Raw genomic sequence first — 15,166 nt, 5'->3', positions numbered from 1 at the left:
GGCCACGGCGGGCGCTGCCACGGCGGGCGCGGCGGCCAGGGTCTGCACGTACTGCACGGGGGCGGCACCGCCACCCTTGACGATGCGGACCTTGCCTTCGGTCTCGGTGATTTCCAGTTCGGAAATATTCGATTCGGACACCAGATCGATCAGTGTCTTGAGTTTGCGCAGATCCATGGGACTCCAGTGCCAGCTTTGCCGGTCTTTAGGAAAGAACTTGACCGAAAACCGTCGATTTTCGGCGTTTGGCGTCTAACGCCAGCTTGTGTATTTAAATTCTAACCGTGAACAAGTTGGCGTCGCCAAGCGTCCAGGTCGGTCGTTTCGAGCTTGCCCATTTTACGAGCCAGCACCGAACCGTCGGCATGGAGCACCAAGGTGAACGGCAGGCCGCCCCCCGTGTTGCCCAGATTCTTCACCAATTCCATGCCCTGCAAGCCGGCCAGCGCGGTCGGGTAGGTGACCGGCGTGCGCTGCAGGAACTTGCGCACGGCACTGGGTTGGTCGATGGCCAATCCCACCACTTGCCAGCCGTTGGCGCCGTGTTCGCGGAAAAAGGCGTCGATCATCGGCATTTCTTCGACGCAGGGCGGGCACCACGTGGCCCAGAAGTTGAGCAGCACGGGCTTGCCGCGCAGGCTCGACAGGGCCAGCTCGCCGCCCTCGGGGCGCTCGAAGCGCTGGTCCCAGAACATGGCGGCATCGAGCTTTTCGCCGCCGGTGGCCGCGACGCCGCTGTCATTGCGCTCCCGCCACCAGGCGCCGGCAATGCCGGCCGCGGCAGCGACTGCCGCCACGCCGGCATACAGCATGCCGCGTCGTGTGGGCGTTGAAGTCATTACTGGTCCTTTTCTTGTTCAATGCGTCGGCGCAGCGCGTTCAGGTCGCCGCGCGGCGCGCGCCCCTGGGCGTCGGGCTTGAGGGCGCCGCGCAGGTCGTCGAGGTCGTACACCAGCAGGTGCACCCCGATTTCCTCGCCCAGCGCCCGGCTCGGCGCATGGACGCTGAGGGCTTCGACCTGCTCGCCATGGAAGCCGGTCACCATGCGCGGCTCGTAGTCCACGTGGTGATCGATCAGGGCGATTTCGGCCGACTTGGAATCATCGCAGAACAATTGAATATAAATGTCTGACAAACGTGTGGCCGTGCCGTGCCAGACGGCGCCGCCCACATGCGGCCGGAACACGGCCATGCGCTCCATCCACTCGAGCGCGAGCAGGCGCAGTGCGTGCAGTTCCTGAGGCTGGGTGTCGGCGCAGAAGACCGCGATGTAGTCGCGCACCTCGGCCTCGACCTCGTCGTTGTTGGGCAGCGCGGTGCGCGTCGGGAGGCCGAGTTCGCGCAGCGCCCGGCGCTTGGCCGGGCCGTACTCGAGCCCCTCCTCGACGACGAGTCGGGCGGCAACGGCGGCGATTTCACGCTTGGACGTGTCCATCGGGGCATTTTGCCCGCTGCGGACGTCCCTCACATGAACATCAGTACGGCGCCCGGGGCGAAGCCGTCGGGGCACCCGCAGCGCCTCCCTAGAATTGGCCGATGCACATTCATATTCTGGGTATCTGCGGCACGTTCATGGGCGGTGTGGCCGCCCTCGCACGCGAAGCAGGCCACCGGGTCACGGGCTGCGACGCCGGCGTGTACCCCCCGATGAGCGACCAGCTGCGCGCGCTCGGCATCGACCTGATCGAAGGCTTCGGCGCCGACCAGCTGGCCCTCGCCCCCGACATGTTCGTGGTCGGCAACGTGGTCTCGCGGGCCCGGCTGCCCGACGGCAGCCCCAAGTTCCCGCTGATGGAAGCCATCCTCGACGCCGGCAAGCCCTACACCAGCGGCCCGCAGTGGCTGGCCGAGCACGTGCTGCAGGGCCGCCATGTGCTGGCGGTGGCCGGCACGCACGGCAAGACGACCACCACCTCGATGCTCGCCTGGGTGCTCGAACAGGGCGGCAAGGCACCCGGCTTCCTGGTCGGCGGCGTGCCGCTGGACTTCGGCGTGTCGGCCCGCCTCGGCGACGGCCCGGCCTTCGTGATCGAGGCCGACGAGTACGACACCGCCTTCTTCGACAAGCGCAGCAAGTTCGTTCACTACCGGCCGCGCACCGCGGTGCTGAACAACCTGGAGTTCGATCACGCCGACATCTTCGACGATCTGGCCGCCATCGAGCGCCAGTTCCATCACCTCGTGCGCACCGTGCCCGGCACCGGGCGCCTGGTGGTGAACGCCACCGAAGAGAGCCTGCAGCGCGTGCTGGCCCAGGGCTGCTGGAGCGAACTCGCCCGTTTCGGCGACGGCGGCCCGGCCACGGAATGGCAGGCGCGCGGCACGCACGACGCCTTCGATGTGCTGCACCAAGGCGAAGTGGTCGGCCGGGTCGAGTGGGAACTCTCAGGCCTGCACAACCAGATGAACGCGCTGGCCGCCATCGCGGCAGCCGACCACGTGGGCGTGCCGCCGGCCGATGCGGCCCGTGCGCTCGGGCGCTTTCGCAACGTGCGCCGCCGCATGGAATTGCGCGGCACGGTCGAGGGCAACGGCGGTGCGATCACCGTCTACGACGACTTCGCGCACCACCCGACCGCGATCCGCACCACGCTCGATGGGCTGCGCGAGAAGCTCGACGACGCCGGCAAGCAAAGTGAGCGCATCCTCGCGGCCTTCGAGCCGCGCAGCAACACGATGAAGCTGGGCGTGATGGCCGCGCAACTGCCGTGGAGCCTGGAATCGGCCGACCTGTCGTTCTGCCACACGGCGGGCCTCGACTGGGACGCGGCCGCCGCGCTGGCACCGATGGGCGCGCGCGCCCAGGTCGCCGGCGCCATCGAGCCACTGGTGCAGCAGGTCGTGGCCGCCGCGCGGCCCGGCGATCACATCGTCTGCATGAGCAACGGCGGCTTCGGCGGCGTGCACGAGAAACTCCTGGACGCCCTGCGCGCCGCCCACGGATGATGAACGGCATGCGCGCGCGTGAACTGATCGACACCCTGAAGCTCCAGCCCCACCCCGAGGGCGGCTGGTACAGCGAGGTGTTCCGGTCGGCCGCGAGCGTGACGCCCGCCGACGGCCGCGCGCCGCGCAGCGCGCTGACCAGCATCTATTTCCTGCTCGAAGCCCACCAGCATTCGCGCTGGCACCGGGTGCTGTCCGACGAAGTCTGGGTGCACCTGGAAGGTGTGCCGCTGGCGCTGTGGACCTGCGACGCCGCGATGCGGACCGCGCCGGCCCACGTGAGGCTGGGTCCGGTCGATGTGCACGGCACCCGGCCGCAGCACGTGGTGCCCGCTGGCCAGTGGCAGGCCGCGCGCCCGATCCAGGGCCACGCGAGCGGCGACTACACGCTGGTCGCCTGCATGGTCGGGCCGGGCTTCGACTTCGCCGACTTCTCGCTGGTGCCGCAGGGCAGCGACGAGGCGGCGTCGATGCGGCACCACTGGCCCGACCTGGCCAGCATGCTCTAACTAGTTGCGCTTCAGCCCCGGCGCTGCTTGACGGCTTGGGACAAGGTCTCGAGCACCTGCACCGAATCGTCCCAGCCGATGCACGCATCGGTGATGCTCTTGCCGTACTCCAGGCCCGACAGCTGGTCCTTGCCCGGCGTGAACTTCTGGGCGCCCGCCTGCAGGTGGCTTTCGATCATCACACCGAACACGCGCTTCGAACCGCCGGCGATCTGGCCGGCGATGTCCTTGGCCACGTCGATCTGCTTCTGGTGCTGCTTGGAGCTGTTGGCGTGGCTGCAGTCGACCATGAGCGTGGGCGGCAGCTTGGCGGCTTCGAGGTCCTTGCAGGCCGCTTCGACGCTGGCGGCGTCGTAGTTCGGCGTCTTGCCGCCGCGCAGGATCACATGGCAGTCGCGGTTGCCGTTGGTCTGCACGATCGCGACCTGGCCGTTCTTGTGCACCGACAGGAAGTGGTGGCCGCGCGCCGCGGCCTGGATGGCGTCGGTGGCGATGCGGATGTTGCCGTCGGTGCCGTTCTTGAAACCGATGGGGGCCGACAGGCCCGAGGCCAGTTCGCGGTGCACCTGGCTTTCGGTGGTGCGCGCACCGATGGCGCCCCAGGCGATCAGGTCGCCGATGTACTGCGGCGAGATCACGTCGAGGAACTCGCTGCCCGCCGGCAGGCCCAGGCGGTTGATGTCGATCAGCAGCTGGCGCGCGATGCGCAGGCCTTCGTCGATGCGGTAGCTCTCGTCCAGGTACGGGTCGTTGATGAGCCCCTTCCAGCCGACCGTGGTGCGCGGCTTCTCGAAGTACACGCGCATCACGATCTCCAGCGTGCCGGCGTACTTGTCGCGCTCGGCCTTGAGGCGGCGGGCGTACTCGAGGGCCGCGGCCGGGTCGTGGATCGAACACGGGCCCATGATCACCAGCAGCCGGTCGTCCTTGCCGGCCATGATGTTGTGGATGCCGCGGCGGGTGCCGGTGATCAGCGTTTCGATCGGCGTGCCGCGGATCGGGAAGAAGCGGATCAGATGTTCGGGAGGGGGGAGCACGTTGATGTCCTTGATGCGTTCGTCGTCGGTCTTGCTGGTTTTTTCGACGCTCGCATACCAGCTGTCGCCGGCGGGAGGGGTGTTCGTGCTCATGGTTCTCTTCCTTGTTGGTGTGAATGAAAAATCGTCAGGGCATAAAAAAACCGCCGGGGGCTGGAAGCCACCGGCGGTTCTGGGAGGGTGTTCGTTTGCTTTACGCGCTCGCCTCTCGTCCGCCGGAAACCGGGAACCAAAAGTAGGCAAAAAAGTAAGCGCGGAGGGCGGACATGTGGGCGGAATGTAACACGGAAAACAAAAACCCGGCCAGGCGGCCGGGTCGGTGTTGTTTTTACCTGTAGCCCGATTCGTTGGCGTTGTGGATGATCCAGATCAGGTTGCCGCTGCTGAAATCGCCCATGCCGCCGCCCGCGAAGATCAGGCGGCCCTGGCCCTTGTAGGTCATCTCGAAGCGATGGCGGTCGCTGCCGAAGTAGAAGGGAATCCAGGCCTTGCCGGTGATGTAGGCGCCCTGGTCGGTGGGCTGGCCGGCGAGGTCGGTGACCTGCTTGGTGCTCATGCCGATCTGCAGGCGCGTGAACTTGCTGTTGCGCGCCGGGTTGCCGGTGATCTCGCCCTCGAAACCGTTCAGGCCCTTGACGGTGCGGCCGCTGCCGGCCTCGACCTTGGAAGAATCCACCACGTTGCCGCGTGCGTCCATGCCGGCCTTCGAACCGCTGGGCGCCGCAGGCGCGGCAGCGGCCGGGGCGGGTGCCGGTGCGGCGGCGGGCTGGCTGCCCGAACCGCCGCGCGATGCGCAACCGGCTGTGGCCAGCGCGACCACGGCGGTCGCGGCCCACAGCACGGCGGGCGAATTGATCCTGTTCCCCATTGAAATGCTCCTTGAATCGTCGTTCGCAAAAAGGAGCGCAGCTTAGCAACCGAATGAAACAGCCGGCAAGTGCCGAAAGTCCTAAGCCGTTCCACCTACCGTCAGGCCGTCGATGCGAAGGGTCGGCTGGCCGACGCCCACGGGCACGCTCTGGCCTTCCTTGCCGCAGGTGCCGACGCCCGAATCGAGCGCCATGTCGTTGCCGATCATGGTCACGCGGGTGAGCGCGTCGGGGCCGTTGCCCACGATGGTCGCGCCCTTCACCGGGTACTGGATCTTGCCGTTCTCGACCCAGAAGGCCTCGCTGGCCGAGAACACGAACTTGCCGCTCGTGATGTCGACCTGCCCGCCGCCGAAGTTGGTGGCGTACAGGCCCTTCTTGATGCTGGCGACGATTTCCTGCGGGTCCTTGTCGCCACCGAGCATGTAGGTGTTGGTCATGCGCGGCATCGGCACGTGGGCGTAGCTCTCGCGACGGCCGTTGCCCGTGGGCTTGACCTTCATGAGGCGGGCGTTCATCGAGTCCTGGATGTAGCCCTTGAGGATGCCGTCCTCGATCAGCACGTTGCGCTGGCTGGCGTGGCCTTCGTCGTCCACGTTGAGCGAGCCGCGGCGGTCGGCGATGGTGCCGTCGTCGAGCACCGTGACGCCCTTGGCCGCCACGCGCTGGCCGATGCGGCCCGAGAAAGCGCTCGAGCCCTTGCGGTTGAAGTCGCCCTCCAGGCCGTGGCCGATGGCTTCGTGCAGCAGGATGCCGGGCCAGCCCGAACCGAGCACCACGGTCATCTCGCCGGCCGGGGCCGGGCGGGCGTCGAGGTTGGTCAGCGCGGCCTTCACGGCGTGGTCGACGTACTCGGCGATCTGCTCATCGGTGAAATAGGCCAGGCCGAAGCGCCCACCGCCGCCGCCCGAGCCGACCTCGCGGCGCCCGTTCTGCTCGGCGATCACGGTGACCGACAGCCGCACCAGCGGCCGCACGTCGGCCGCCAGCGTGCCGTCGGCGCGCGCCACCATCACCACGTCGTACTCGCTGGCCAGGCCGGCCATGACCTGCGCCACACGCGGGTCGCGCGAGCGGGCGAGCTGCTCGACCTTCTCGAGCAGCTTCACCTTGGCCGTGCTGTCGAGCGTGGCGATGGGGTCGATGCCGCCGTAGAGCGAGCGGCTGGAGGCGATCTTGCGCGGCACGGTCTTCACGCGCGCGGTGCGCCCGGCGGAGGAAATGGAACGCACCGTGCGCGCTGCGTCGAGCAACGAGGCCTCGGAGATGTCGTCCGAATAGGCAAAGGCGGTTTTCTCGCCGCTCACGGCGCGCACGCCGACGCCCTGGTCGATGCTGAAGCTGCCCGTCTTGACGATGCCTTCCTCGAGGCTCCAGCCCTCGCTGCGGGTGTACTGGAAGTACAGGTCGGCATCGTCCACGCGGTGCGCGGTGATCTCGGCCAGGGCCTTGCTCAGGTGCGATTCGTCCAGGCCGAACGGCGTGAGCAGGAGCTGTTGCGCTATAGCCAAGCGCTCGATGGTGGGTTCGCGGGAGATCATGGCTGCCATTCTAGGCAGCCGCCCCCGTCCGTGCCGCCCCGGGGGACTCTAGTTCTGGGCGAGTTTGCGGGCCCGCGCGATCGACATCAGGATGCCCAGCCCCAGCCCCAGCGTGACCATGGCGGTGCCGCCGTAGCTGATGAACGGCAGCGGCACGCCCACCACGGGCAGGATGCCGCTGACCATGCCCATGTTCACGAAGGCGTAGGTGAAGAAGATCATGGTCACCGCCCCGGCCAGCAGGCGCGAGAACAGCGTGGGCGCGTTCAGCGCGATGGTCAGCCCGCGGAAGATCAGCAGGATGAAGGCCGCGATCAGCGCCAGGTTGCCGATCAGGCCGAATTCCTCGGAGTACGCCGCGAAGATGAAGTCGGTCGTGCGCTCGGGAATGAACTCGAGGTGCGTCTGCGTGCCCTGCATGAAGCCCTTGCCGCCCACGCCGCCCGAGCCGATGGCGATCATCCCCTGGATGATGTGGAAGCCCTTGCCCAGCGGGTCCTTGCTGGGGTCGAGCAGCGTGCACACGCGCTGCTTCTGGTAGTCGTGCAGCACGCGCCAGTCGACGCCGTCGACGCACAGCTGCGACTCGAAACCCACGATCAGCGTGATGGCCACCGCGCCGAGCACCACCGGCGGCACGATCAGCTTCCACGGCAGCCCGGCAAAGAAGATCACCGCCAGCCCGGCCGCCAGCACCAGCAGCGAGGTGCCCAGGTCGGGCTGCTTCATGATGAGCCCGACGGGCACCGCCAGCAGCAGCGTCGCCACCACGAAGTCGAGCGGGCGCAACTGGCCTTCGCGGCGCTGGAACCACCAGGCCAGCATCAGCGGCATGGCGATCTTGAGGATTTCGCTGGGCTGGATCACCACGCCCACGTTGATCCAGCGCTGGGCGCCCTTCTTGGTGATGCCGAACAGCGCCACCGCGATCAGCAGCGCCACCCCGGCCGCATACAGCGGCACGGCGAACGCCATGAGCCGCTGCGGCGGCACCTGCGCCACCACGAACATGATGCCGCCGGCCAGCAGCATGTTGCGCCCATGGTCGAGAAAGCGCGTGCCATGGTCGTAGCCGGAGGAATACATGGTGAGCAGCCCGGCAAAGGCGAGCAGCATCACGGCAAAGGCCAGGAAGCCGTCGAAGCCCTGGAAGATGGGCGCAATGCGACGCGCCAGGGAGGGCTGGTTGAACACGGCAGACATGATGGGGGCGGATTATCCCTGCCCCGCCCGCCCCTTCAGTCGAAAACGAGCTGAACGACCGTGCGCCCCGGTCGGCTTTCGATCGCCAGCCGGGCTCCGATGGCGGCGGCGCGCTTGGACAGCGCCTCCGGCACCTCGGCGGCGTCGAAGCCCACGCCGTTGTCGATCACCCGCAGACGCACGGCGCCGTCGCGCGCGTCGGCCTCGATGCGCAGCGCGCTCGCGTGGGCGTGCTGCAGCACGTTCGAGATGGCCTCGAACAGCAGGAACTGCAGCTGCCGCGTGGCATGGGCGTCGAGCTGCGTCACCGGGGGCAGTTCGTCCACGCCCCATTCGAAGGCGATGTCCGCGGCCGCCAGCCGGGGCTCCAGCCGGTAGCGCAGCGCCGCCAGCAGCGCGCCGATGTCGCCGGGCGGCAGGTGGATGGAATCGATCGACAGCTTGAGCTGATCGAGCGAGTCGCGCAGGGTGCGCAGCAGCTCCTCGGGGCTGGTCTGGCCCGACTGCAACTGGCGGATCGCCGAGCTGATGTGCGAGCCCACGCCGTCGTGCATGTCGCGCAGGATGCGCTCGCGCTCGTGGGTGCGCGCCTGGTCGCGGGCCACCTCTTCCAGCTCGGCGTAGGTGGAGGCCAGTTCGCGTTCGCGCTGCGCCACCCGGTCGGCCAGCGTCTTGACCCAGCCGCGCGCCTGCACGCTCGCGAAGTGGAAGCGCCGCAGCACGATCAGCAGCAGCGCCACGCCGAACATCACCGAGGAATAGCGCACCCAGGTGGTTTCGCCGTAGGCGTCGCTCAGGCGGATCACCAGCCAGTCGCGCGTGCCGAAGGCCACCGTGACCAGCGCGGCGCCGGCCACCAGCAGCCGCTCGACGCTGGGCCGGCGCACCGTGGCGACGGCAAAGGCGATCACGAAGCCGACGACGATCGTGATCTCGACCGCCAGCCAGGCCGTGAGCCAGCGCGGCTCCTCGCGGTTCAGCGCCAGCCAGGTGAACACCACGGTGCCGGCCACCACGGCCGCCGTCGGCCAACGCACCCAGCGCGTGCGCGGGCTCTGCGCCCAGTCGGCCAGGTGGTAGCAGAACATCATGGCGGACGCGGCCCAGCCCGCGTAGCAGCCGGCCATCAGCACGCCCCACAGCTGCCACGGAAGTGGCGGCTCGGGAATCATGGCGTCGGCCACGCGCAGCGCCCAGCAGAACTCGGCGACCGCGGCCCAGAAATAGAGGGCGTCGCGCTGGCGGCGGCCGGTCGCGCCGGTGTCGACCTGGGTGAACCACAGCGCCAGCGCGATGCTGCCGACGATGAGGCTGAACGCCGTCAGCAGCACCGACCCCGTGAAGCGCCAGGCGTAGGCGCCTTCGAACAGCGCGGTGCGCACCGGCGTCGCCGGCCCGATGGTGACGCGCGACAGGCCGGCGCGCCGTTCGCTGTCGGCGCGGATGCGGATCTGCAGCAGGTTCTCGCCCTCTTTCAGCAGCCGCCCGGGCACCGGCACGTAGACGGGCGCCTTCGCGTAGTCGGCGCGGTTGCCCTGGCCGAGGTCACCATAGGACTGCAGCAGCGCGCCATTGAGCTGCACCTCGAAGACGCTGCCGGCGCGGGGAATGAAGACGCCCCAGGGCACCTCGGGCAGGGTCTCGACCCGGAACGGCAGCTCGAAGCTCGCGAAGCCGGTGCGGCCGCGGTGCCGGCGGTCCCAGTGGTAGGACAGGTCGACCGCTTCGGTCTGCACGACACCGTCGATGGTGGTGGTCACCCTGGCGTGGCGCAGTTCGATCGGCCCCTGCGTCTCCCCTGCGGCGGCGCGCCCCGCGGCAAGCAGCGCCGCCAGCCCGAGCAGGCACAGGAACGCCAGCCGCCGCAGCATCCGCCCTCAGCCCGGGTGGGACAGCAGGCCGAGGCGCGTGGCCTCGAACACCGCTTCGCTCTTGGAATGCACCGCGAGCTTGCCGTAGAGGTTCTTGATGTGGGTCTGCACCGTGTGCACGCTCAGGCCCTTGAGGCGCGCGATCTCGGCGTACGAGAAGCCGCGCGCGATCAGCGTCAGCACCTCGTGCTCGCGCGCCGAAAGCAGGCCGCGGTCGGCCTCGTCGAGCGCCGTCTCCGCCGGCGCCGCGCCAGTGGTGCCCGGCACGGCGGCCTGCAGGCTGCGGTACTTGGCGAGCACGCGGCGCGCGATCATGGGCGAGATCGGCGAGGCGCCGGCCTTCATCTCGACGATGGTCTGCGCGATGTCTTCCGGTGCGGCGTCCTTGTGGATGTAGCCGACGGCACCGGCCTCGATGCTGGCCAGCACGTTCTCCTCGTCGCCGAAGACCGACACCACCAGCGGCTCGCAGCCGGGAAAGCGCGCGACGGCGTCGCGGATCACGTCCAGGCCGGTGCCGTCGGGCATGCCGAGGTCGACCAGCAGCACGTCGGGAATGGTCGCGGTCGCGGCCAGCCAGGTGCGCGCTTCCTGCACCGTGCCGGCGCTGCCGAGCCAGAACAGGCGCGGGCTGCGCTGCACGCTGGCCTCGAAGAAGGCGCGTGCGCGGCTGTCGTCCTCGACCACGAGCACGCCCCAGCGGCGTGGCATCCCGTCATCCTGTACCTCGGTGTTCATGGGATGGAGCATAAGCCTGGGCACCCACCGCCACGTGGGGCCTGCCTCCCTCGTTCATGGGATGCCCCCTGCCAGATGCGTCACGAAACTTGTCTCTTCTTTCCGCCCTTGCGCCGCACCGCCGCCCCCTGCGCGGCCGCACCGTGAATACTTTCGAATTCCAGCCACGCCCTCGCGGCCTTCTCATGGGCCGATTCGCAGGGATTTGTGGGGTCACCGCGCCGTGGGCGGTGCGGACCTCATGCAAAATTGTCTGAATCCGGCCACGGGGCGCGACCAGCGCACCCCAGTCACCTCCTCCCATGGAACCGCAAACCACCCATCTGTTGTATCTGCACGGCTTCCGCTCGTCGCCCCGCTCGACCAAGGCGCGGCTGGTGGCGAAGCACGTGGCGCGCGAGCACCCGAACCTGGAGTGGTGGTGCCCGCAGCTGCCGCCGTCGCCGCACGATGCGATCGACATGGTGATGAAGGGCATCGCGCACTGGCCGCGCAAGTCGATGGCGGTGATCGGTTCGTCGCTGGGCGGTTTCTACGCCACCTACGTGGCCGGCATGACCCGTTGCCGCGCCGTGCTGCTCAACCCCGCGGTGCACCCGGCGCGCGACCTCACGCGCTACATCGGCAGCCAGACCGCCTGGCACGATCCGGCCGAGCACTTCTACTTCCAGCCGGAGTTCATCCAGGAGCTGCGCGCCATGGAAATCGGCGCGCTCACGCGGCCGGAGCGCCTGTTCGCGATCATCGCCAAGGGCGACGAGGCGCTCGACTGGCACGAGATGTCGGCGCGCTACCCCGACAGCCGCATCAAGCTGCTCGAGGGCGGCGATCATGCGCTGTCCGATTTCGAAAAAGCGCACCTCGACGACGTGATGGCGTTCATCAACCCCGTCGTCTAAAGCTCTCCCCCAGGCTTCGCGCACTGCGTGTCGCTTCGCCAACCCCCTTCCGGGGGCGATGCCTGCGGCCCGGCAAAGCCGGTTCCGCGGCATCCCCGGCAAGGGAGCTCCTGATCCAGCGTGGGAGAATCGCCGGATGTTTGTATTGTTTGAAGAAGCCGGCAAATACCTCGGCGGCCGCATCCTGTCGGAAGCCGAAGCCTCGGCACAGGTCGAGCTCGAGACCGGCAAGCGCGTCAAGGTCAAGGGCGCCAACATCGTTCTGCGTTTCGAGAAACCGTCCCCGGCCGAGCTGATGGCCGAGGCGCGCACGCTCGCCGCCGCCATGGACCTCGACCTCGCCTGGGAATTCGCGGCCGAAGGCGAGTTCGGCTTTGCCGACCTGGCGGCCGACTATTTCAGCGAGAAGCCCACGCTCGCGCAGCAGGCCGCAGCGTTGTTCGCGCTGTTCGAGGCGCCGCACTACTTCCGCCGCGCGGGCAAGGGACGCTTCAAGAAGGCGCCCGCCGAGATCGTGCAGCAGGCGCTGGCCGCCATCGAGAAGAAGAAGGCCATCCAGGCGCAGATCGTCGAATGGGCGGGCCAGCTGGCCGAGGGCGTGTGCCCGCCGGCGATCCGCGAACAGCTCTACAAGATCCTGTTCAAGCCCGACAAGAACGCGCCCGAATACAAGGCCGTGGTCGACGCCGCGCGCGCCACGCAGCGCCCGCCGCTCGACCTGCTGGAGCGCGCCGGCGCCATCGATTCGCCCTACCAGTTCCACTGGCGGCGCTTCCTGTTCGAGAACTTCCCCAAGGGCACGGGCTTTCCCGCGCTCGCGGCGCCGGCCGTCGCCGACGACCTGCCGCTGGCCGAAGGCGTGCGCGCCTTCTCGATCGACGACTCGCAGACCACCGAAATCGACGACGCGCTGTCCGTGCAGGGCATGGGCAGCGGCACCATCACGGTCGGCATCCACATCGCCGCGCCGGGCCTGGCACTCACGCCGGGCAGCGCCATCGACGCCGTGGCGCGTGCGCGCATGTCCACCGTGTACATGCCAGGCTACAAGATCACCATGCTGCCCGACGAGGTGGTCGACACCTACACGCTGCTCGAAGGCGGCGACCGCCCGGCCGTGTCGCTCTATGCGCGCTTCGACGAAGCCACGCTGGAGTTGCAGGGCACCGAAACGAAACTCGAGCGCGTGCCGATCGTCGCCAACCTGCGCCACGACCAGCTCGACGCCGTCGTCACGCAGCCCTGGCTCGAAGACGCCACCTTCAACTCCGACAACACCCCCGACGCCGCCGCGAAGCTGCGCGCGCCGCTGAGCTTCCTGTTCCGCCTGGCCAAGCACCTGAAGGCGCAGCGCGAAGTGGTGCGCGGCAAGCCCGAGAACTTCAGCCGGCCCGACTACAACTTCCGCCTCGTCGGCAACGACGGCGCCGAGCCCACGGGCAACGAGCAGGTGCAGATCAGCACGCGCCAGCGCGGCGCGCCGCTCGACCTGATCGTGTCCGAGGCCATGATCCTGGCCAACAGCAGCTGGGGCGGCTGGCTCGGCGAGCTCGGCGTGCCGGGCCTGTACCGCAGCCAGGCCAGCCTGGCACCCGGCATCAAGGTGCGCATGGGCACGCGCGCGCTGCCGCACGCGGGCCTGGGCGTGAAGAGCTACGCCTGGAGCACCTCGCCGCTGCGCCGCTACACCGACCTCGTGAACCAGTGGCAGATCATCGCGGCCGCGCGCCACGGCAAGACCGCCGCGCTGGCCGCGCCGTTCAAGCCGAAGGATGCCGACCTGTTCTCGATCCTGTCGGGCTTCGACGCGGCCTACGCCACGTACAACGCCTACCAGGGCGGCATGGAGCGCTTCTGGACGCTGAAGTACCTGCAGCAGCAGGGCATCACCGAACTCGAAGCCACGGTCATCAAGGACATTCCCAACGGCGCGCTGGTGCGTGCCGACACGCTGCCGCTGGTGTTCCCGGTGGCCGGCCAGCAGGAGCGCGGCGCGCGCGTGCGCGTGAAGCTCGGCGAGATCGACGAGATCGCGCTCGACGTGAGCGGCACCGTGCTCGAACGCTTCGACGTGCCGCAGGCCGATGCCGCAGCCGCTGACGGCGGCGAGGACGACGAGGAAGAAGTCGCCGGCCCGATCGCCATCGCGGTCGACCTGAGCGACACCGAGGCCGCACCCGACCCGGCGACGACCACGCCTGCATGACCCCCGGTCGAACGACCGGAGACACGCGACCCCTGGAGGAGTTTCGAGAATGAATCTCAAGGACCTCAGCACGCTGCAGATCGCTCTGGGCGTGTCGGTCATCGCGCATGCCGCGTTGCTCGCGGTGCGCTTCGTCGATCCCGAATCGTTCAACCGGGTCTTCAGCGAAACCCCGCTCGAGGTCATCCTGGTCAACAGCAAGACCAACGACAAGCCCGACCCCGCGGCCCGCGTGATGGCACAGACCACGCTCGCGGGCGGCGGCGACCTCGACAAGGGCCGGGCCACCAGCCCGCTGCCGCCGTCGAGCTTCACCACCATGGGCGACTCGTTCGAGGAATCGCGCCGCCAGGTCGAGGCCATGCAGGCCCAGCAGATGCAGATGCTGGCGCAGCTCAAGCGCGAGCTGGCCGCCATGCCCGTGCCCGACCCGCGCCAGGCCGGCGACCCGACCGAGGCCGCCGCGCGCGAGGAAAAGCGCCGCCAGATGGTCGCGCTGCTCGCCGAGATCGAGCGCCGCGTGAACGAGGAAAACGCGCGCCCCAAGAAGCGCTACCTGAGCCCCGCCACGCGCGAGGCGGCCTACGCGCTGTACGTCGACACGCTGCGCCGGCGCATCGAGGTCAAGGGCACCGAGAACTTCCCGACCGCCGCCGGCAAGAAGCTCTACGGCGAACTCAAGATGACGGTCACCATCAACCACGACGGGCGCGTGCTCGACACCGTGGTCGACGAGAGCTCGGGCAACACCACGCTCGACCGCCGTGCCCAGGCCATCGTGCGCAGCGTCGGCAACTTCGGCAAATTCACCGACGCCATGCGCAAGCAGACCGACCAGATCGTGCTGCAGTCGCGCTTCAAGTTCACGCGCGACGAGACCATCGAGCTGTCGTCCCAATAGCAACAGCACCCCAGCAGAACACGGAGCATCGGCCATGGATCAGTACTGCGTCATGGGCAACCCCGTCGAGCACAGCCGCTCGCCCCGCATCCACGCGCGCTTTGCCGAACTCTGCGGCCAACCGATGGCCTACGGCCGGCGGCTGGTGCCGATCGGCGCCTTCGCCGAAGGCATCGCCGCCTTCCGCAGCGAGGCTGCCGCGCAGGGCGACACCGCACGCGGCTGCAACGTCACCGTGCCCTTCAAGTTCGACGCCGCCGCGCTCGCGCAGCACACCAGCGAGCGCGCCACGCTGGCGCAGGCCGTGAACACGCTGCGCTTCGAGGCCGACGGCAGCATCCACGCCGACAACACCGACGGCATCGGCCTGGTCAACGACATCGTGCGCAACGCCGGCGTGCCGCTGGCGGGCCGGTCGCTGCTGCTGATCGGCGCCGGCGGTGCGG

General features: G+C 68.7%; 14 protein-coding genes and 1 pseudogene. 6 read left to right on the top strand and 9 right to left on the bottom strand.

Annotated features, from left to right (window positions below; translation table 11 throughout):
- The 3 genes from VBO01S_RS33320 to VBO01S_RS27190 all read right to left on the bottom strand — a co-directional run.
- The coding region (locus VBO01S_RS33320) for a DUF8684 domain-containing protein (protein WP_502688672.1) at positions 1-177 on the bottom strand (177 nt) is incomplete at its 3' end.
- Between the two features lie 101 nt (positions 178-278).
- Positions 279-839, bottom strand: a complete 561-nt coding sequence (locus tag VBO01S_RS27195; RefSeq protein WP_062481237.1) for a TlpA family protein disulfide reductase — start codon at positions 837-839, stop codon at positions 279-281.
- A complete protein-coding gene (locus VBO01S_RS27190; protein WP_062481235.1) occupies positions 839-1,435 on the bottom strand; it encodes a hypothetical protein in 597 nt (198 codons plus the stop codon). Before VBO01S_RS27190 ends, VBO01S_RS27195 begins: the two co-directional genes overlap by 1 nt.
- Before the next feature lie 101 nt (positions 1,436-1,536).
- Here VBO01S_RS27190 and mpl point away from each other — a divergent pair, with 101 nt between their 5' ends.
- Entirely contained in the window at positions 1,537-2,946 is a 1,410-nt protein-coding gene (gene mpl, locus VBO01S_RS27185) for a UDP-N-acetylmuramate:L-alanyl-gamma-D-glutamyl-meso-diaminopimelate ligase (protein ID WP_062481233.1), read from the top strand.
- On the top strand, positions 2,946-3,455 hold the full coding sequence (locus VBO01S_RS27180; protein ID WP_062481231.1) for a cupin domain-containing protein: 510 nt from the start codon (positions 2,946-2,948) through the stop codon (positions 3,453-3,455). The genes mpl and VBO01S_RS27180 overlap by 1 nt, the downstream gene beginning before the upstream one ends.
- Before the next feature lie 11 nt (positions 3,456-3,466).
- On the opposite strand, the gene VBO01S_RS27175 is transcribed toward VBO01S_RS27180, so the two are convergent.
- The 6 genes from VBO01S_RS27175 to VBO01S_RS27150 form a co-directional block, all read right to left on the bottom strand.
- Complete coding sequence (locus tag VBO01S_RS27175; RefSeq protein ID WP_062481230.1) at positions 3,467-4,585, bottom strand: 3-deoxy-7-phosphoheptulonate synthase; 1,119 nt, start codon at positions 4,583-4,585, stop codon at positions 3,467-3,469.
- Between the two features lie 235 nt (positions 4,586-4,820).
- Positions 4,821-5,360, bottom strand: coding sequence for a hypothetical protein (locus VBO01S_RS27170; RefSeq protein ID WP_062481228.1), 540 nt, complete (start codon positions 5,358-5,360; stop codon positions 4,821-4,823).
- Positions 5,361-5,441: 81 nt separating this feature from the next.
- Positions 5,442-6,902, bottom strand: a complete 1,461-nt coding sequence (gene tldD / locus VBO01S_RS27165) for a metalloprotease TldD (RefSeq protein WP_062481226.1) — start codon at positions 6,900-6,902, stop codon at positions 5,442-5,444.
- A 48-nt stretch (positions 6,903-6,950) separates the two neighbouring features.
- Entirely contained in the window at positions 6,951-8,105 is a 1,155-nt protein-coding gene (rodA, locus tag VBO01S_RS27160; RefSeq protein ID WP_062481224.1) for a rod shape-determining protein RodA, read from the bottom strand.
- Positions 8,106-8,140: 35 nt separating this feature from the next.
- Entirely contained in the window at positions 8,141-9,976 is a 1,836-nt protein-coding gene (locus VBO01S_RS27155) for a sensor histidine kinase (protein WP_062481222.1), read from the bottom strand.
- Between the two features lie 6 nt (positions 9,977-9,982).
- Positions 9,983-10,726, bottom strand: a complete 744-nt coding sequence (locus VBO01S_RS27150) for a response regulator (RefSeq protein WP_062481220.1) — start codon at positions 10,724-10,726, stop codon at positions 9,983-9,985.
- A 290-nt stretch (positions 10,727-11,016) separates the two neighbouring features.
- Between VBO01S_RS27150 and VBO01S_RS27145 the strand changes: the two genes are divergently transcribed.
- The 4 genes and pseudogenes from VBO01S_RS27145 to aroE form a co-directional block, all read left to right on the top strand.
- Entirely contained in the window at positions 11,017-11,613 is a 597-nt protein-coding gene (locus VBO01S_RS27145) for a YqiA/YcfP family alpha/beta fold hydrolase (RefSeq protein WP_062481219.1), read from the top strand.
- Positions 11,614-11,749: 136 nt separating this feature from the next.
- Positions 11,750-13,819: a ribonuclease catalytic domain-containing protein gene (locus VBO01S_RS27140; protein WP_062481217.1), complete on the top strand. Its 2,070-nt coding sequence runs from the start codon at positions 11,750-11,752 to the stop codon at positions 13,817-13,819.
- Positions 13,820-13,868: 49 nt separating this feature from the next.
- Positions 13,869-14,720 carry an energy transducer TonB gene (locus VBO01S_RS27135; protein WP_062481214.1) on the top strand — a complete coding sequence of 284 codons (852 nt, stop codon included), beginning with the start codon at positions 13,869-13,871 and terminating at the stop codon, positions 14,718-14,720.
- Positions 14,721-14,754: 34 nt separating this feature from the next.
- Positions 14,755-15,166 (top strand): annotated as a pseudogene (gene aroE / locus VBO01S_RS27130) (shikimate dehydrogenase); the annotation flags it as partial.

Origin of the sequence: Variovorax boronicumulans NBRC 103145 (assembly GCF_001591345.1) — a bacterium.
Lineage (GTDB): Bacteria > Pseudomonadota > Gammaproteobacteria > Burkholderiales > Burkholderiaceae_C > Variovorax > Variovorax boronicumulans.
The sequence above is the reverse complement of the archived record's forward strand: the minus strand, read 5'-3'. Positions and strand labels throughout refer to the sequence as shown.